The following is a 19,059-nucleotide window of genomic DNA, read 5'->3' as shown; positions in this document are numbered from 1 at the left end:
ATTTGTTTTTTTATTTTAAATTGGATATAAACATCCAATTATAATTCCAAGTATTAATCCACCTAAAACTTCAAAAGGCGTATGTCCTAATAATTCTTTTAATTTTTTATTATCTAGTTTAAATGTATTATCCTTTGACACAATTAAGTTTAAAATCTTTGCATGTTCACCTGCAGCACGTCTTATGCCCATAGCATCATACATTACAATAGATGCAAATACAAAGGCAAGTGCAAAAATTGATGAATCAAATCCATTTACTCTACCAATACTTATCGTTAAAGAAACAATAAAAGCAGAATGTGAACTTGGCATGCCCCCAGTTTCAAATAGGCGATGTAACTCAAACTTTCTTGTAGCTATATAACCAAATACTATTTTTAATGCCTGAGCTATTAATAAAGATAATACACTTAAAATAATTAATTGATTTTTTATTATCATATTTATCACTCCATATTTTTATTATACAATTTTATAATAAAAATAATAGATTAAAAGATAAAAATTTGATTTAACTATGTGAATAAATATTTAAATAAAAAAATTTTTTAAAGATACACTAAAAATATATGATAAAATTTGTATAGGGAGGGATTAATTTGATTAATATTGCTTTATGCGATGATGATATTGAATTTTTATCTAATTTTGAAACTATTCTAACTGATATATTCTTAAAATATAATGAGGAAGTTTCTATATACAAAGAAAATGACAGTTTAATGTTTTTACAAAACTATAAAAAAAATTTATTTGATTTAATTTTTTTAGATATTTGTATGCCTAATATTGATGGATTGGAACTTGCCAAAAAAATAAGAAAATTTGATTCAAATATAAAATTAGTTTTCGTATCATCTTTTGAAAATTGTGTCTATAGGAGCTTAGAGGTTAAACCTTTTAGATTTATAAGGAAACCTAAGCTAAACTCTGAAATTTCTAATGTTATAAATGATTTTTTAGAAGAAAAGAATTTAAATGATGAGAATATATCATTTAAATTAAGTAAAAATCATTTTATTAAATTAAATAAAAATGAAATATTATATTTTAATGTTGAAGATAGAAAAATATATATACATACATTAGATGATATATACACAATAAATTCTTGTAAGTTTACTGATTTAGTTAAGGAATTTGAAAAAAAATCTTTCTTAGAGGTACATAGGGGTATTCTGGTAAATACTTATCATATAAAAGAATATTCAAAAAATTTAATTAAATTAAGTAATAATGAAACTATCCAAGTTAGCAGATATAAAGTTGCCCAAGTAGAAAAAATTTTCTTTTAAATAATAATATTTTTATATTTTTTGCTAATAATATAAAAGAATTAATTTTTAAGGAGCTGATGAATATGCCAATACCAGTTATTACATCTATAATTTCTGCGTGTTCAATATTAGCTGGCTCTGCTATGGGAGCTTGGTTTAGTTGGATTATAAATAATAAAATGCACAAAATTCAAAGAGAGGAACAATTTAATTTAATAAATTATAATAGAGATTATGAAAATCTCTTCAAAATAAAAGCGGTATGTGAAAATGCAAATACAATAAGATTAGATTTATGTACATCTATTTATCAAAGTATAAGAACACTCTTAAATGATACTGATTTAATGTATATATATCCAATTCCAATAAATAGAAATTTTTCGTGTGCCGTTGCTTCACTTAGTGATAAATACACTATAAAAGAACTTAGTTATTTATATCAATTATACGGTATAATTGAAAAAGTAAATAATGATATTTTAAATTTAGATATAGATAATATTAAAAATAAGGAAAAAGTATTATCAGGATTTAAGTCCATATTAACAAAAATTTATGGATTTAATTCTGTTTCTATTTTAAAAGAAAATATAGACAATTTATCCTATGAAGATTTATATAAAAATGAATATATAAAAGAGGGTTATAAAAACATTTTTATTAAATTAGATTGCTCCTGTAAAGAAGAATCCATACTTAGAAAAAAAATTATAAACAAATCATCTAAACTAAAAAAATGCTAAAATAGTACATATTTAATGTACTATTTTAATAGCATTTTTTTTAGTTTATCTAAAGTCGACTTTGTTTTATCTAAATTTAAAATGTACTCATTTAAATTAGCATTTAAAAAATTTATTCCTCTATCAGTTATTGTATATACCTTCTTACTTCTTTTATTTGATAGATCTTCACCACTCCATTTAGAAACTACATATTCTCTCTCTTCTAGTTCATATAAACTTTCATAAACTGTACTTGAGGATACAGGAAATGGTATAGTAGTTGAATCGAACATATCTCTAAAATCTGTAAGAATTTTATTTCCAAAAACAACTTCTCCTTTTGAAAGTTCTTTTAATATATATAACATATATAACATTTTTGTATTAACAACATTTCTAGGGGCAATAATACGATTACGCTTGTCCATAAATTAAATCTCCTTTATAAATATTCTATATAATTATATATTAACAAAATATTTGATTAAACAGAAATAAATATTTAACAAAAATAAAAAAAAAGAATATTATATATTAATCAAAAGAAAAGGAGTGATATACTTATGAGTAGATGCTTTAATAATTGTTCTTGCAATAGATCTCCTAGATGTGGATATAATAACTGCTATAACAATTGCAATAATCGTGGATTTAATGGCTATGGATGTGGTGGAGGATTCGGTGGTTGTGGTATAAGCCCATTGTTATTACTATTATTTTTAAATGGCGGTTTTTGGTTTTAAGATAAAAAGCTTAAGTGTTTTTCACTTAAGCTTTTACTTATATCAACTAAAGTAAAGTATATGTTCTTGTAAAAGTTTAATTTAATATATATAATCATATAGTAATATAAAGATGGAGTGATTATTTGATGGAAGAAAGATTACAAAAGTTTATGGCAAGATGCGGTGTTGCATCAAGAAGAAAATGCGAGCAACTCATATTAGAAGGTAAAGTAAAAGTTAATGGGAAAATTATAACTGAATTAGGATCAAAAGTTATTGAAAATAAAGATATAGTTGAATTTAATAATAAAATTATATTACCTGAGCAAAAAAAAGTATATTTTGTTTTAAATAAACCAACTGGTTATATAACATCATTAAAAGATGAAAAAGGAAGAAAAACTATTTTGGATATTATTAAAGTTAATGAAAGAATATTTCCAATAGGCAGACTTGATTATGATAGCTCTGGACTTTTACTTCTTACTAATGATGGTAATATATATAATAAAATAATACACCCTCGTGTTTCAATTGATAAGAAATATATAGCAACGGTAAAAGGAAAGTTTACAAAAGAAGAAATTATTAAATTTAGTTCTGGTGTTGATATAGGAGGATATATAACATCTAACGCTTCTATTAAAGAAATTTCATTTAAAAATAATATTTCGACTGTTGAAATAACTATTCATGAAGGGAAAAATAGACAAATTAGAAAAATGTGTTCTGCATTTAATCATGATGTTATATCTCTTAAAAGAATATCTATAGGAAAGATATCTCTTGGATATCTTAAAGAAGGAGAGTATAGAAATTTAACAAAATTAGAATTAGAATATATAAATTCTTTATAAATTTAATGGAAAGAAGTGTTTACTTGTGTTTAATTATGTATCAGATATTAGCGAATTATCACATTATATAATAAAAAATTTTTTAAAAAATAAAAATATAGCAATTGATGCTACATTAGGAAATGGGCATGATACTGATTTTCTAAGTAATGAATTTTCTCTAGTATATTCATTTGATATACAAAAAATTGCTTGTGATAAATATAAAGCAAAGGCTAAATCAAACACTATTATTATTTGTGATTCACATCATAAATTAAATGAATATATAAATTCTAAAGTAGATTGTATAATGTATAACCTTGGTTTTTTACCAGGCGCTTCTAAAGATATAACTACTTTACATAAAACTTCTCTTCTAAGCATAAAAGCTGGATTAAATCTTTTAAATGATAATGGTATAATGTCAATATGTATTTATACAGGTCATGATGAAGGAAAAAAAGAAAAAACTTGCATATTAAATTTTTTAGAAGATTTGCCTAAAAATGAATTTGGTGTAATGATTCATAAATATTTAAATAGAAGTAAAACAGCTCCTATGCTAGTTATTATTGAGAAAAAATAGATTGCTAAAGATTATTTTATACTTTATATATTAAAAATAACCTTCTTTGTTTTATAAAGTTATTTTTAATATATATGAAATATTTATTGAAATAAATATCATTTGATGATAAAATTATAAGACAAAAGATTGTTATAAGTAGGTAGATGTTATGGATAAAAATTTAAATGAAAATAAAGATTTAATGCGATTAATACAGATTAAGTTTCAAAGGTTAAGTAAGGGACAAAAATTAATAGCTGAATATATTTTAAACAACTATGATAAAGCAGCTTTTATGACAGCAGCTAAACTTGGAATATCTGTAGGGGTTTCAGAATCTACTGTAGTTAGATTTGCTAACGAACTGGGCTTTAGTGGATATCCTAAATTGCAAAAAGCACTTCAAGAATTAATAAAAAATAAGCTTACAACAGTTCAAAGGCTAGAACTATCTAATGAATATATATCTGATAGTGATTCATTAAAAGGTGTTTTAAAAGCTGACATTGAAAATATTAGAGCTACTTTAGAAAAAATTAATCCAGTTGTGTTTGAAGAAGTAGTAAATGAAATATTTAAAGCTAATAATATATATATATTAGGATTAAGAAGTTCTACTGCTGTTGCTGAGTTTTTAGGATTTTACTTAAATATAATACTACAAAATGTAAGAACTGTTCGTTACGGTATATCAGATATTTTTGAACAAATGATAAATGTTAAAGAAGGAGATTTAGTAATAGGAATAGGTTTTCCAAGATATGCTTCAAAAACTATAGCTGCACTTGATTTTTCAAAAAATAAAGGAGCAAAAGTTGTAGCATTAACTGACAGCTTAATATCTCCACTTGCAGCTAAAGCTGATTTAACTTTAATTGCTCAAAGCAATATGGCATCATTTGTAGATTCTTTAGTTGCACCACTATCACTTATTAACGCATTGATAATTGCTGTGGGAATGAGAGAAAAAGAAAATATAGCAGACATATTCAGTTCATTAGAAACAATTTGGCAAGACTATAATGTATATCAGATAAATAATAAAACAATAGGGGACAATGATAATTAGTAAATTTTATGATGTGTATTTTTTAATGCACATCTTTTTTTATATTCTTTAGTGTAGTAAAATGATTTTAGCATAATTTAAGGAGCTGATTAAATGAAAAAAATAGTAGTTATAGGTGCAGGTCCAGCTGGTATGATGTCTGCAATAACTGCAAGTCAAAATAATGAAGTACTTTTATTAGATGGAAATGACAGATTAGGAAAAAAATTATTTATAACTGGAAAAGGTCGTTGTAACGTTACTAATAATAAAGATATATCAGAATTTTTTGATTATATACCTGGTAATCCATATTTTCTTTATAGTGCATTATATACATTTACTAATGAAGATACTATAAATTTTTTTGAAAAGCAAGGTATAAAGTTAAAAGTAGAAAGAGGAGGAAGGGTATTCCCAAATTCCGATAAATCTTCAGATATTATAAAAGGCTTAAAAAATGCACTTAATAATAAAAATATAAAAATAATGTTAAATAGCCTAGTAAAAAGTGTAAACAAAAATAATAATAGAATTATTTCTGTTACGTTAGAAAATGGCAAAGAAATATTTGGAGATCATTTTATATTAGCAACAGGTGGTGCATCATATCCATTAACTGGTTCAAAGGGAGACGGACAAAAATTTTCAGAAAAACTTGGTCATAATATAAAGCCATTAAAACCATCTTTAGTTCCAATAGAAATAAAGGAATCAATAGTAACTGAATTAATGGGATTATCTTTAAAAAATATATCATTAAAGATATATGAAAATAATAAAAAAGTATATGAAAATATAGGTGAAATGTTATTTACACATTTTGGAATATCAGGTCCATTAGTTTTAACTGGAAGTAGATTTATAAAAAATAATAAGGATTATAAAGTTATTTTAGATTTAAAACCAGCATTAAGTGAAAAAGAATTGGATTTAAGAATACAAAAAGATTTTAAAAAATATATAAATAAAGCTTTTAAAAATTCATTAGATGATTTATTACCTAAAAAGTTAATTCCAGTAATAATTAATTTATCTAATATAGATGAAAATAAAAAAGTAAATGAAATAACAAAAGAGGAACGAAAAAGCCTTGTTTCTTTAATAAAAATTTTTGAACTTACTGTAAAAAAATTGAGACCTATTGAAGAAGCAATAGTTACAGCTGGTGGCGTCGATACAAAAGAAATAGATCCATCAACTATGCAAAGTAAAATATTAGGGAATTTATCTTTTGCAGGAGAAATTATTGATGTAGATGCATTTACTGGTGGATACAACGTACAAATAGCTTTATCTACTGGATATATTGCAGGTAGCAGTATTTAAAAGACTTGTTATAAAATAAATAAAATTATATAATTAACTTTGTAATTGTTTATTTAGAAAGGTGGAGAAATTTTGAAAATTTCAGTTGCGATAGATGGACCTGCAGGAGCAGGAAAGAGTACAATAGCTAAGTTAGTAGCTAAGGAATTTAATTTAATGTATATAAATACAGGAGCTATGTATAGAGCTGTAGCTTTAAAAGCTTCAAAAAATAATTTAACACCAAATGATGTTGATAAAATATGCGAATTAATAAAAACTATGGAAATGCATTTTGAAAATGATGATTTAATATTAAATGGGAAAAATGTTCAAGATGATTTAACTATGCCTGAAATAAGCTCAATAGTTTCAGCTTATGCTTCAATACCAGAAGTAAGAAAAATGCTTGTTAAACTTCAACAAGCTATGTCTAAAAAATATAGTGTTATAATGGATGGAAGAGATATTGGAACAGTTGTATTAAAAGATTCAAAGTTTAAAATTTTCTTAACTGCAACTCCTGAGGAAAGAGCAGAAAGAAGATATGCTGAATTAAAAAATAGAAATATAGATTGCTCTTATGATGAAATTTTAAAAGATATAATAAGAAGAGATTATGAAGATAGTAATAGAGCAATAGATCCTTTAAAAAAAGCTGATGATGCTATTGAAGTAGATACAACTGGTTTAAATATTATTCAAGTTACTGAAAAAATAAGTAACTTCATAAAAGAAACTTTAAAAAATCAATAAATTTATGAGGGATTAAAGATGAGAGAAATTATACTAGCTAAAAACTCTGGATTTTGCTTTGGAGTAAAAAGAGCTGTAGATAAAACTATAGAAATAAAAAAACTTTATAATAAAAAAATTTACACTTTAGGTCCTCTTATTCATAATAATGATGTTGTAAAATATTTAGAAAAAAACGATATATTTGCAATAGACTTTGAAAATATAGATAATTTAAATGTTAATGATGTAATTATTATAAGATCTCATGGAGTTTCAGAAAATATTTTAAATGAATTGGCTAAAAGAGGATTAGAAATTGTAAATGCTACATGCCCATTTGTTACTAATATTCAAAAAAAAGTAAAAAAATATTCTAATGAAGGATATAATATAGTTATACTTGGTGATAAATCTCATCCAGAAGTAATTGGTATAAATGGATGGTGTAATAATAAAGCCACTATAACAAAAAATGGTGAATTTGCTGAAGATACATGTTTTTCTGGAAAAACATGTGTTGTTTCGCAAACTACGGAAAAAGAATCCAATTGGAATAAAACTATTTTAAACTTAGAAAAAAAGACAAATGACCTTTTACAATTTAATACTATTTGTTTAGCAACTGAAGAAAGACAAAGAAGTGCTTTTGAACTTTCAAAAGAAGTAGATGCTATGATTATTATTGGAGGGAAAAATAGCTCCAATACAACAAAATTATATCAAATTTCAAAGGAAAATTGTCAAAATACTATTCATATAGAAAATTTTAATGAATTACCAAATGATTTTATAAACAATAAAAGTTTTAAAAAGATTGGTATCACTGCTGGTGCTTCAACACCGGATTGGATAATAAAGGAGGTTATTGAAGTTATGGAAAATATAAATAACGAACAATTAGAATTAATGAATGAAATTGATAAAAGATTATTTACTGGAAGCGAAATCGAAGGTGAAATTCTTTCAATATTAAATGATGAAATAGTTATTTCACTTACTGGATATAAATCAGATGGAGTTATTCCATTTAAAGAATTAACTGCTAAAGGAGATCCAAAAGAATATGCAAAAGCATTAAAAGTTGGAGATATTTTAAAGGCTAAAGTTATAAAACTTAATAATGATAATGGTTTTGTTGTTTTATCAAGATTAGAATATGAAAAAGAAGAAATATTAAATACGTTACAAAAGATGTTTGATGAGCAAACTATTTTTGATTTAAAAATTTCTGAAGTAAAAGAAAAAGGCTTAGTTGGATATTTTAGTGGAATACGTGTTTTTATTCCAGCATCACAAATAGATATTAAATTTGTTAATGATAAAGAGGCTTTTAGAGGAAAAACTTTAAAAGTTAAATTAATAGATTTTAATAAAGAAAATCCTTCAAGAGTTGTTGCATCAAGTAGAATAGTTCAAGAAATTGAAAAAGAATCTAAAGAAAATTTAGTTTTTGATTCTTTAAAAATTGGTGATATTGTAAAAGCTGAAGTTAAAAGATTTACTGATTTTGGAGCATTTGCAGAAGTAAATGGTGTTGATGGATTAATACATCTTTCACAAATATCATGGAATCATGTAAAAAAAGCTCAAGATTATTTAAAAAGTGGAGATATAATTGATGTTAAAGTAATTGATTTAGATAAGGAAAATAAAAAACTTTCTTTAAGTATCAAAGAACTTACTCCTGAACCATGGAGTAATATAACAGAAAGATATCCTGAAGGTTCTGTTGTTTTAGGGAAAGTTGTTAGATTAAATGACTTTGGAGCATTTGTTGAATTAGAACCAGGAGTTGATGGTTTAGTTCATATTTCAAAAATAAGTCATGATAGAATAAATCATCCAAAAGATGTATTATCAGTTGGTGAAGAGGTTAAAGCAAAAATATTATCAGTTGATGAAGCAAACAAACGTATAAGCTTAAGTATAAAAGATATTTAAGAATAGATAATAACCCCTTTTAAAGGGGTTATTTTATAATAATTTATGAGGTGGATATTTTTATATGGTACAATATGAGAAATTAACAAACAAAAATTTCTCGCAATTAGAAATTTTAGTTAATGAATTTTTAAGTCTAAATAAATATAAAATAAATTTTATAAAATATTATCTTAAATCAAATTTATTTAAAAAATCACTACTTAAAAATAATTTAATATTAATTTTATTAGATAATGAATATATTGGCTATATTTGGTTTGATTATAATGACATAGATACAATATTAATAAATGCTGCTTATATAAAAGACCAATATGTTAATATAATAAAATTCAATGATATTCCTAAATTTAATGGTAAAATCCTAATATATCAAACGTATGAAGATTCTCTAACAACAAAACTTTTATCATCAAATTTATTTGTGCGCTCTAAAATAACAAAATTATTAGAGTATAATATAAAAACTAAATTAAATATAAATTGTAATGTTAAATTTAGAAAGTTCACTAAAAATAAAGATGAATTCTTACGTTGTGAAATACAAAATTCTATATTTAACGATGATTCTAGAACTCCTCTAAAGCCTAAAGATATACGCTATGAAGAAAAGCAACTCTATTATAATGAAAATTTTTGTATATTCATGTTAAACTCTAATAATACTGAAATAGGTTATGGACAAATAATATTTAATAATAACATATATACCATAGTCAATTTTGGTATAGTAAATAACTATAGAAATAAAGGATATGGGGAATGTCTACTTAATTACTTAATAAATTTAGCTCATGATAATAATATATCAAAAATATTTATAAGGGTTGAAGAAGATAACTTTAAAGCTATTAATTTATATTTTAAGACAGGATTTAAAATTGTTGGAAATTATACTACTTGGATAAAAACTTAAATATTTTAAAATTAAAAAACGCTTTAAATTAAATATAAAATTTAATATAATATATAGGACTATTAAAACAATTGATTCTATTGAAAAGGAGATTATTATGTCAGATACAAAAGATTTAAAATATTATATAGAGACTTGGGGATGCCAAATGAATGAAGAGGATTCTGAAAAGCTTTCAGGAATGCTTAAAAGAATTGGTTATACAAGAACTGAAAATAAAGAAGAAGCTTCTATAATATTATTCAATACTTGTTGTGTTAGAGAAAATGCTGAAAATAAGGTTTTCGGAAATCTTGGTGCTTTAAAAAATCTTAAAGAAAAAAATAAAGATTTAATAATAGGTATTTGTGGATGTATGATGCAACAAAAAGGAATGGCAGATAAAATATTATCAAAATTTCCATATGTTAATATAATTTTTGGGACTCATAATGCATATAAATTCCCAGAATATTTAAATATAGTAAAAACTGAAGGTGTACAAGTAAAAGAAATTTTCAACAAAGAAACTGAAATAGTTGAAGGTATTCCAGTAGATAGAGAAAGTGATGTAAAAGCATATGTTACTATAATGTATGGATGTAACAATTTCTGTACATATTGTATAGTTCCTTATGTTAGAGGAAGAGAAAGAAGTAGAAAGCCTGAAGAAATCTTAAAAGAAATTAATGAGTTAGTAAACAAAGGCTATAAAGAAATAACTTTATTAGGTCAAAATGTTAATTCATACGGAAAAGGATTAGATGAAGATGTTGACTTTGCCAAATTATTAAGAATGATTAATAATGTTGAAGGATTAGAAAGAGTTAGATTTATGACTTCACATCCAAAAGACTTAAATGAAGATGTAATTTTAGCTATTAAAGAATGTGACAAACTTTGTGAACAAATTCATTTACCAGTTCAAAGTGGATCAGATAGAATATTAAAAGAAATGAATAGACATTATGATAGAAAGCATTACATGGGATTAATAGAAAAAATTAAAAAAGAAATTCCAGATGTAACAATAACAACAGATATTATAGTTGGATTTCCTGGTGAAACAGAAGAGGACTTCGAAGATACATTAAGCCTTGTAAATGAAGTAAAATATGATTCAGCATTTACTTTTATATATTCAAGAAGAAATCATACACCAGCTGATAAAATGGAAAATCAAGTTCCTGATGATATTAAACATAAAAGATTTAACAAGCTTATTGATGCTGTAAATAAAAATGTAATAGAAAATAATAAAAAATATGAGGGTAGAATATTAGAAGTATTAGTTGAAGGTAAAAGTAAAAATGATGATACTAAATTAATGGGAAGAAGTAGAAATGGTAAGCTAGTAAATTTTGAAGGTGATGAATCTTTAATTGGAACTCTTGTAAATCTAAAAATAGTTCGTGCACAACCATTCTCTCTTATTGGTGAATTAATTAAATAAACTTTAAATATGCAAAAAGGCCTTTTAGGCCTTTTTGTTTTATTATTTTAAAATTATAAATTCATATGTTATAATCGTATAGAAATAAGCAAACATCATTAATTATATGTTTATTTATGAATATTTTAGAAAATACATTATCTATCATAACTAATTAGTGAAAATATTAAAATAATTGATTTTATTCTATATAAAAATCTAGAATTCCTTGATTTTACAAGGATTTAGTATTAAAAAGTTAAAGGAAGTGAAAATTTATGACATTAACTCCAATGATGAAACAATATTTTGAAATAAAAGAGAATTATAAAGATTGTATACTATTTTTTAGATTAGGAGATTTTTATGAAATGTTCTTTGAAGATGCTAAAACAGCTTCAAGAGAATTAGAATTAGTATTAACAGGAAGAGATTGTGGACTTGAAGAAAGAGCTCCTATGTGCGGTATTCCATTCCATGCCTCTTCTTCATATATATCAAGACTTGTAACAAAAGGATTTAAAGTTGCAATTTGTGAACAAGTGGAAGATCCAAGTGTTGCTAAAGGAATCGTTAAAAGAGATGTAATAAAAGTTATAACTCCTGGGACCTATATAGACCAGAGCAATGAAAATAATTTAAATACATATTTGATGGCTATATTTTCAGAAGATGATTCAATAGGTATTGCATTAACAGATATAAGTACTGGTGAATTTAAAACAACTTCATTTAGCAATTTAAAAACAACATTACTTGATGAAATTACAAAAATAAATCCAAAAGAAATACTATTAGATATAAATACTAATGAAACAATATTAAATGATATAAAATCAATTACTCAAGCACTTATTACAAAAAAAGATTTAACAATATTTAAAGTGACTGATGATGAATTAATAAATCAATTTAGTGATGCAGAAGTTTCTTCACTGTCTAACCATAGCAAAATAGCTTGTAAAGTTCTACTTAAATATATATATGAAACTCAAAAGATGAGTCTTTCTAATATAAATTTTTTAGAAATATATAATATAGTAAATTACATGACTATAGATGGTAACTCAAGAAGGAATTTAGAATTAACTGAAAGTTTAAGAGAAAAAAATAAAAAAGGCTCTTTACTTTGGGTTATGGATAAAACAGCAACATCTATGGGAGCTAGAGTTTTAAGAAAATGGATTGATGAACCACTTATATCTAAAGAAGAAATAATGAATAGATTAGATGCAGTAGATGAATTATTTAATTCAATATCTTTAAATGAAGATATAATATCATCTTTAAAAAACATTTATGATATAGAACGTATAGTTGGGAAAGTAGCAAATGGAAATGTAAATGGAAAAGACTTAGTATCTCTTAGAACATCACTTGAGAAACTACCTTATATAAAAGAACTTTTAACTAATTGTAATTCAAAACTTCTAAAAGAATATCATGATTCTTTAGATACATTAGATGATATAAAAGAACTTTTATTTAATTCTATTTCAGAAGATCCATCAATTAGTGTAAAAGAAGGTAATATAATTAAAGATGGCTATTCAAAAGAAGTTGATGAATTAAGAACATCTAAATTACATGGAAAAGAATGGATAGCTTCACTTGAAAATAGTGAAAGAGAAGTTACTGGTATTAAGTCTTTAAAAGTAGGATACAATAAGGTTTTTGGTTATTTTATTGAAATACGAAAAGCCAATTACTCTTCAATACCTGAAGGAAGATATATTAGAAAACAAACATTAGCTAATTCTGAGAGATATATAACTCAAGAACTAAAAGAAATGGAAGAAAAAATATTAGGTGCTGAAGAAAAGCTTATAAACTTAGAATATGAAATATTTCAAAATATACGTAATTCAGTATCTAATGAAATTTCAAGACTTAAAAATAGTGCTAGAATCATTAGTAATTTAGATTGTTTATCTACATTATCATTAATAGCACTTGAAAATGACTATGTTAAGCCTAAAATAAATGAAAGTGGATTAATTGAAATAAAAGAAGGTAGACATCCTGTTGTTGAAAAAGTAATAGGTAGAGGTGAATTTGTATCTAATGATACTATATTAGATAAAGTTAATAATAGACTTATACTAATAACAGGACCTAATATGGCTGGTAAGTCTACATATATGAGACAGGTAGCCTTAATAACTTTAATGGCTCAAATGGGCTCATTTGTTCCGGCTAAAGAAGCTAATATATCTATTTGTGATAAAATTTTTACTAGAATTGGTGCTTCGGATGATTTAGCAGGTGGAAAATCTACATTTATGGTTGAAATGTGGGAAGTATCAAACATACTTAAAAATGCAACTTCTAATAGTTTAGTTTTATTAGATGAAGTTGGAAGAGGGACTTCAACTTATGATGGGCTTAGTATTGCATGGTCTGTTATAGAGCATATATCTAATAGTGAAAATTTAAAATGTAATACATTATTTGCAACACATTATCATGAACTTACAAAGCTTGAAGGAGAAATTGATGGTGTTAAAAATTATTCAGTTGCAGTAAAAGAATTTGATGATAATATTATTTTTCTTAGAAAAATAATAAAAGGTGGAGCTGATCAATCCTATGGAATTGAAGTTGCAAAGCTTGCAGGATTACCTGAAAGTGTAATAAATAGGGCTAAGAATATTTTAGAAGGTTTAGAATCAAAAGATACAAATAAAAATTTAAATAATGAACTTCTAAAAGAAGAACTTGCTTTTAATAATACTGAAGTTTCAATAAATAAAAAACATAAAAAAACTAATACTAAAGAATATAATAATATGCAATTAGATTTTTCTTATATAGAAAAGGAAGGTTTTATAAAAGAACTATCATCAATTGATATCTTAAATTTAAATCCTATGGAAGCTATGAATAAATTATATGAATTAGTTAAGGATGCAAAAAAATTAATTTAGGAGTTGATGTAATTTGAATAGAATTAATTTATTAGATGAAAATACATCAAATAAAATTGCTGCAGGAGAAGTTGTTGAAAGACCTTCATCAGTTATTAAAGAGCTAGTTGAAAATAGCATTGATGCAAACGCTAAAAATATAACTATAGAAGTACAAGACGGAGGTTGTTCTTCTATTCGTATAATAGATGATGGATATGGAATTCACAAAGATGATTTAAAAAAAGCATTTATGCCACATGCTACAAGTAAGATAAAAGATGCTAATGATATTTTTTCTATAAATACATTAGGATTCAGAGGAGAAGCATTAGCTTCTATAGCCTCTGTATCTAAAATTTCTTTAAAGACAAAACAATCGTCTGATGACTTTGGAAGAGAAATATTAATTGAAGGTGGAACCATAATCTATGAAGGTGAATGTGCTTGTAATAATGGTACTACAATAGAAGTAAATGATTTATTTTTTAATGTTCCTGCTAGAAAAAAATTCTTAAAGTCTTTTACTAGAGAAGGTGCTATAATTAATGATATTATAAATAGAATTGCAATGTCTAAACCAGATATTAGTTTTAAGTTATTTAACAACAATAAAAAAATTCTTCAAACATTTGGAACTAATAATCTTAAAGATGTATTAAGAGTCATATACGGTAAAAAAATAACCGACAATATAATTTATTTTGAAAATAAAAATGATTATATAAAAATTTATGGATATATAGGTAGAGAAGACATAGCTAGAGGATCTAGAAATAATCAAAGTATTTTTGTTAACAACAGATATATTAAAAATAGAACATTATCTGTTGCTGTAGAAAATGCCTTTAAATCTTTTTCTACAGTAAATAAATTTCCATTTTTTATTCTATTCATTGATATATATCCGGAATATGTAGATGTAAATATACATCCAACTAAGTCTGAAATTAAATTTAAAGATGATAGAGTAATATTTAAAATGATATTTGATTCAGTACATTCTGTACTAAAAGAAGATGTATTTGATAACTTTAAACTACCAGAAGAAGACCATAAAAAAAGTACTAGTGAAAATATTAAAATGGATTTAGACTTTAATGATTCTCAAATAAAATTTAATTCATTCGAAAAAAATAATAAATTAGTATTAAATGATAAACCTATAGATTATTCTATAAAAATAAAAGATGCTATAAATAAAGAAAAAAAAGAATTTGAAAAGTTAAAGGGAAAATTTATTGAAAATAAAATTTCCATTAATCATTCTGATAATATAGATGTTAATAATGAAGTTAAAGATTTAAATTCTAATATTAAACTTAATAATGATTATAGTGTACTTTATGATGAAATAAAATCAAACCCAAATAATACTATTTCTAATGCAAGTAAAATGAATAAATTAGAAAATGCAAAAGATAAGATTGCAAAATTTCCTCCACTTAAAATAATTGGTCAGTTCAATAAAACATATATAATTGCAGAATTTAATGATATTATGTATTTAATAGATCAACACGCTGCTCATGAAAAAATTTTATTTGAAAAATATTTAAATGCTATAAAAAATGGATCCTTAGTAGTCCAACCTCTTTTAGTACCTACAATTATCGATTTAACTATTGATGATTTAGCTTATTATATAGAAAATAAAGAGGTTTTCAAAAATGCTGGATTTTTAGTTGATGATTTTGGTGGAAATTCAATAGCTTTAAAAGAAGTACCTTACTTTCTTGGAAAAATAGATTCTAAAGATTTATTTTTAAATATAATAGATGATTTAAAGAAATTAGGTACCGGAAAGACAATAGATATAAAATATAATAAAATCGCTACTATGGCTTGTAAAAAAGCAGTTAAAGCTAATGATGTATTAACTGAAAAAGAAATGATTTCACTTATAGAAGATTTAAGATTTATTGATGATCCATTTCATTGCCCGCATGGAAGACCTACAATAATAAAATTTACAAATATAGAACTTGAAAAAAAATTTAGAAGAATTGTTTGATAAATAGTAAAGGGTGTATTATAAAATGAAAAAAGAAAATATTTTAGTTATTGGTGGCCCAACTGCTGTTGGGAAAACTGATTTATCCATAAAGCTTGCCAAAAAACTAAATGGAGAAATAATCTCTGCTGATTCAATGCAGATATATAAGTATATGGACATTGGTTCTGCTAAAGTATCAACTGATGAAATGGACGGTATAAAACATTATATGATTGATATAATAAATCCTGACAATCAATTTTCAGTTTCTGATTATAAAGCTCTTGGAGATAATATTATTAAAGATATTATAAAAAGAGGTAAACTACCCATCATAGTAGGTGGAACAGGGCTTTATATAAATTCATTAACTTGTAATATGGATTTTACAGATGCTGAAACTGATGAAAATTATAGAAAATCATTAGAAGAATATGCAATTAATCATGGAAATCAATGTCTACATGAAAAATTAAAAGATATAGATCCTATTAGCTATAATGAAATACATTATAATAATAGAAAAAGAGTTATACGTGCATTAGAAGTTTATAAGCTAACTGGTAAACCATTTAGTTCATTTAATGCAGGAGACTCTTTCTATAATTCAGACTATAATGTTTATTATTATGTATTAAATATGGATAGAGAAAAGCTATATAATAGAATAAATAAAAGAGTAGATATAATGTTAAATAAAGGTTTAATTAATGAATGTATAAATTTAAAAGATATGGGGTATAATATATCTATGCAATCTATGCAAGGAATTGGATATAAAGAAGTACTTAATTATTTAGATAATAAACTAAGCTTAAACGAATGTATAGAATTAATAAAGAAGGGATCAAGGAATTATGCCAAGAGACAATTGACATGGTTTAGAAGAGATCCTAGAGTTATATTCTTAAATAAAGATTTATTAACAGAGGAAGATATGATTGATAAAATAATTAATGACATTAATACAAAGTAGTTGTATAATGTAGCTAAAGGTGTATTGATAGCTTTAGGAGGTATATTATGAATAAACAACAAAATAATTTGCAAGATATTTTCTTAAATGGTGCTAGAAAAAATAAAATTTCAGTAGAAGTATATCTTACAAATGGATATAAACTTAAAGGATTTGTAAAAGGATTTGATAGTTTTACAGTTGTATTAGATTGCGATGGGAAGCAAATGTTAGTTTATAAACATGCAATTACAACTATTACTCCATTAAAACCTATTTTATTTGTAAATAATGAATTGAATAATATTTAATAAATAGGCTTAAATGCCTATTTATTTTTGTTTAATTATATATATAGGAGGACGTTATGTTAAAAGCAACAGAAGAATTAGTAATTAAAAATTATGGTATTCAAAATAATGCTTTTGAAATTTATAAACAAGCATTAAAAGATACTGAAGAAATATTTAAAGATCTTGATGAAATTAGAGAATATAATCAATTAAAAGTTCTTACAGCATTCCAAAAAGAAAGAATTAGTGATTGTCATTTTACTAACTCTACCGGTTATGCTTATGATGATATTGGTAGGGAAGGTTTAGATAAAGTATATGCTAGAGTATTTAATACTGAATCTGCTCTTGTAAGGCCTCATTTCGTTAATGGTACACATGCAATCGGCACTGCCTTATTTGGTAATTTAAGACCTGGTGATACATTATTAGCTATATCTGGACAACCTTATGATACTCTTCACGGTGTTATAGGATTAACTGAAGATAAGGGAATGGGGTCCTTAATTGAATATGGTGTTAAATATTGTCAAGTTGATTTAATTGAAGATAAATTTTTTGATTTAGATAAAATAAAAGAAGCAATTTTAAATGATAAATCTATAAAAATGGTACATATTCAAAGAAGTACTGGATATAGCACTAGATACTCATTAATGCTTTCTCAAATAAAAGAAGTGATAGAATTAGTAAAATCATTAAATAAAGATATAATTGTTTTTGTTGATAATTGTTATGGAGAATTTGTTGATATATTAGAACCTACTGATTTTGGTGCAGATTTAATGGCTGGTTCATTAATAAAAAATATCGGTGGTGGAATATCTCCAACTGGCGGTTACATAGTAGGTAAAAAAGAATTAGTAGATAATGCATCTTATAGACTTACTGTACCTGGAATAGGTGGTGAATGCGGAGCTACTTTAGGAGTTATGAGAACCCTATTTCAAGGCTTTTTCTTAGCCCCACATATTACTATGGAAGCTGTTAAAAGTTCTATATTTTGCTCTAGAGTTATGGAACTTGCTGGATTTGAATCTAAACCTAAAGCTTTTGATAAAAGAACAGATATTGTTCAAACTATAATCTTTAGAAATAAAGATAAATTAATTGAATTTATAAAAGGGATACAATTTGGTTCACCTGTAGATTCATTTGTTCATTGTATACCAACTCCAATGCCAGGATATGAAGATGAAGTTATAATGGCAGCAGGTGCATTTATACAAGGATCTTCAATAGAACTATCAGCAGATGCTCCAATAAGAGAACCTTATATAGCATATATTCAAGGTGGACTTACATTTGACCATGCTAAAATAGGCATATTAATAGCATTAAATAACGTTTTAAATAATTAAATAAAAATAAAGACTTAGAATTATTCTAAGTCTTTATTTTTAT

18 protein-coding genes are annotated in these 19,059 nt (G+C 24.7%); 16 read left to right on the top strand and 2 right to left on the bottom strand.

What is annotated here, in order from left to right:
- Nucleotides 1-15: 15 nt before the first annotated feature.
- Entirely contained in the window at nt 16-444 is a 429-nt protein-coding gene (locus O212_RS0102980) for a divergent PAP2 family protein (protein ID WP_029699139.1), read from the bottom strand.
- A gap of 158 nt (nt 445-602) precedes the next feature.
- Between O212_RS0102980 and O212_RS0102975 the strand changes: the two genes are divergently transcribed.
- Nucleotides 603-1,298, top strand: a complete 696-nt coding sequence (locus O212_RS0102975) for a LytTR family DNA-binding domain-containing protein (protein ID WP_024613678.1) — start codon at nt 603-605, stop codon at nt 1,296-1,298.
- 65 nt (nt 1,299-1,363) lie between these two features.
- The gene (locus O212_RS0102970) at nt 1,364-2,026 is read left to right on the top strand and encodes a hypothetical protein (RefSeq protein ID WP_024613677.1); all 663 of its coding nucleotides are present in this window, start codon (nt 1,364-1,366) and stop codon (nt 2,024-2,026) included.
- A 20-nt stretch (nt 2,027-2,046) separates the two neighbouring features.
- Here the strand turns inward: O212_RS0102970 and O212_RS0102965 are convergent, their stop codons facing one another.
- Complete coding sequence (locus O212_RS0102965) at nt 2,047-2,436, bottom strand: PadR family transcriptional regulator (protein WP_024613676.1); 390 nt, start codon at nt 2,434-2,436, stop codon at nt 2,047-2,049.
- A 135-nt stretch (nt 2,437-2,571) separates the two neighbouring features.
- On the opposite strand from O212_RS0102965, the gene O212_RS0102960 reads away from it, so the two are divergent.
- The 14 genes from O212_RS0102960 to O212_RS0102895 all read left to right on the top strand — a co-directional run bounded on the left by O212_RS0102960 (nt 2,572) and on the right by O212_RS0102895 (nt 19,016).
- Nucleotides 2,572-2,751 (top strand): hypothetical protein, encoded by a 180-nt coding sequence (locus O212_RS0102960; RefSeq protein ID WP_024613675.1) that lies wholly within the window; start codon nt 2,572-2,574, stop codon nt 2,749-2,751.
- Nucleotides 2,752-2,879: 128 nt separating this feature from the next.
- The gene (locus O212_RS0102955; RefSeq protein WP_024613674.1) at nt 2,880-3,590 is read left to right on the top strand and encodes a pseudouridine synthase; all 711 of its coding nucleotides are present in this window, start codon (nt 2,880-2,882) and stop codon (nt 3,588-3,590) included.
- A 25-nt stretch (nt 3,591-3,615) separates the two neighbouring features.
- Nucleotides 3,616-4,158: a class I SAM-dependent methyltransferase gene (locus O212_RS0102950; RefSeq protein ID WP_024613673.1), complete on the top strand. Its 543-nt coding sequence runs from the start codon at nt 3,616-3,618 to the stop codon at nt 4,156-4,158.
- 151 nt (nt 4,159-4,309) lie between these two features.
- Entirely contained in the window at nt 4,310-5,209 is a 900-nt protein-coding gene (locus tag O212_RS0102945; protein WP_024613672.1) for a MurR/RpiR family transcriptional regulator, read from the top strand.
- Nucleotides 5,210-5,302: 93 nt separating this feature from the next.
- Nucleotides 5,303-6,517 (top strand): NAD(P)/FAD-dependent oxidoreductase, encoded by a 1,215-nt coding sequence (locus tag O212_RS0102940; protein WP_024613671.1) that lies wholly within the window; start codon nt 5,303-5,305, stop codon nt 6,515-6,517.
- 72 nt (nt 6,518-6,589) lie between these two features.
- On the top strand, nt 6,590-7,252 hold the full coding sequence (gene cmk / locus O212_RS0102935) for a (d)CMP kinase (protein WP_024613670.1): 663 nt from the start codon (nt 6,590-6,592) through the stop codon (nt 7,250-7,252).
- A gap of 18 nt (nt 7,253-7,270) precedes the next feature.
- Nucleotides 7,271-9,175 (top strand): bifunctional 4-hydroxy-3-methylbut-2-enyl diphosphate reductase/30S ribosomal protein S1, encoded by a 1,905-nt coding sequence (locus O212_RS0102930; protein ID WP_024613669.1) that lies wholly within the window; start codon nt 7,271-7,273, stop codon nt 9,173-9,175.
- Nucleotides 9,176-9,239: 64 nt separating this feature from the next.
- Entirely contained in the window at nt 9,240-10,094 is an 855-nt protein-coding gene (locus O212_RS0102925; protein WP_024613668.1) for a GNAT family N-acetyltransferase, read from the top strand.
- Between the two features lie 97 nt (nt 10,095-10,191).
- A complete protein-coding gene (gene miaB, locus O212_RS0102920) occupies nt 10,192-11,526 on the top strand; it encodes a tRNA (N6-isopentenyl adenosine(37)-C2)-methylthiotransferase MiaB (RefSeq protein WP_051372984.1) in 1,335 nt (444 codons plus the stop codon).
- 257 nt (nt 11,527-11,783) lie between these two features.
- The gene (mutS, locus tag O212_RS0102915; protein ID WP_024613666.1) at nt 11,784-14,432 is read left to right on the top strand and encodes a DNA mismatch repair protein MutS; all 2,649 of its coding nucleotides are present in this window, start codon (nt 11,784-11,786) and stop codon (nt 14,430-14,432) included.
- Between the two features lie 13 nt (nt 14,433-14,445).
- Nucleotides 14,446-16,425, top strand: a complete 1,980-nt coding sequence (mutL, locus tag O212_RS0102910) for a DNA mismatch repair endonuclease MutL (RefSeq protein WP_024613665.1) — start codon at nt 14,446-14,448, stop codon at nt 16,423-16,425.
- Nucleotides 16,426-16,450: 25 nt separating this feature from the next.
- Nucleotides 16,451-17,383 (top strand): tRNA (adenosine(37)-N6)-dimethylallyltransferase MiaA, encoded by a 933-nt coding sequence (miaA, locus tag O212_RS0102905; RefSeq protein ID WP_024613664.1) that lies wholly within the window; start codon nt 16,451-16,453, stop codon nt 17,381-17,383.
- Between the two features lie 47 nt (nt 17,384-17,430).
- Nucleotides 17,431-17,673, top strand: a complete 243-nt coding sequence (hfq, locus tag O212_RS0102900) for an RNA chaperone Hfq (RefSeq protein WP_024613663.1) — start codon at nt 17,431-17,433, stop codon at nt 17,671-17,673.
- A 56-nt stretch (nt 17,674-17,729) separates the two neighbouring features.
- Nucleotides 17,730-19,016 carry a methionine gamma-lyase family protein gene (locus O212_RS0102895; RefSeq protein WP_024613662.1) on the top strand — a complete coding sequence of 429 codons (1,287 nt, stop codon included), beginning with the start codon at nt 17,730-17,732 and terminating at the stop codon, nt 19,014-19,016.
- Nucleotides 19,017-19,059: the final 43 nt, after the last annotated feature.

Origin of the sequence: Clostridium sp. Ade.TY (assembly GCF_000498355.1) — a bacterium.
Lineage (GTDB): Bacteria > Bacillota > Clostridia > Clostridiales > Clostridiaceae > Clostridium.
The sequence above is the reverse complement of the archived record's forward strand: the minus strand, read 5'-3'. Positions and strand labels throughout refer to the sequence as shown.

Excerpts from the sequence above, each read along its gene's own strand:
- O212_RS0102945 (WP_024613672.1), top strand. The coding sequence starts at position 4,310 with ATGGATAAAAATTTAAATGAAAATAAAGATTTAATGCGATTAATACAG.
- O212_RS0102940 (WP_024613671.1), top strand. The coding sequence starts at position 5,303 with ATGAAAAAAATAGTAGTTATAGGTGCAGGTCCAGCTGGTATGATGTCT.
- O212_RS0102980 (WP_029699139.1), bottom strand. The coding sequence starts at position 444 with ATGATAATAAAAAATCAATTAATTATTTTAAGTGTATTATCTTTATTA.
- O212_RS0102955 (WP_024613674.1), top strand. The coding sequence starts at position 2,880 with ATGGAAGAAAGATTACAAAAGTTTATGGCAAGATGCGGTGTTGCATCA.
- hfq (WP_024613663.1), top strand. The coding sequence starts at position 17,431 with ATGAATAAACAACAAAATAATTTGCAAGATATTTTCTTAAATGGTGCT.
- miaB (WP_051372984.1), top strand. The coding sequence starts at position 10,192 with ATGTCAGATACAAAAGATTTAAAATATTATATAGAGACTTGGGGATGC.
- O212_RS0102965 (WP_024613676.1), bottom strand. The coding sequence starts at position 2,436 with ATGGACAAGCGTAATCGTATTATTGCCCCTAGAAATGTTGTTAATACA.
- O212_RS0102930 (WP_024613669.1), top strand. The coding sequence starts at position 7,271 with ATGAGAGAAATTATACTAGCTAAAAACTCTGGATTTTGCTTTGGAGTA.
- mutS (WP_024613666.1), top strand. The coding sequence starts at position 11,784 with ATGACATTAACTCCAATGATGAAACAATATTTTGAAATAAAAGAGAAT.
- O212_RS0102925 (WP_024613668.1), top strand. The coding sequence starts at position 9,240 with ATGGTACAATATGAGAAATTAACAAACAAAAATTTCTCGCAATTAGAA.
- O212_RS0102970 (WP_024613677.1), top strand. The coding sequence starts at position 1,364 with ATGCCAATACCAGTTATTACATCTATAATTTCTGCGTGTTCAATATTA.
- O212_RS0102895 (WP_024613662.1), top strand. The coding sequence starts at position 17,730 with ATGTTAAAAGCAACAGAAGAATTAGTAATTAAAAATTATGGTATTCAA.
- O212_RS0102960 (WP_024613675.1), top strand. The coding sequence starts at position 2,572 with ATGAGTAGATGCTTTAATAATTGTTCTTGCAATAGATCTCCTAGATGT.
- miaA (WP_024613664.1), top strand. The coding sequence starts at position 16,451 with ATGAAAAAAGAAAATATTTTAGTTATTGGTGGCCCAACTGCTGTTGGG.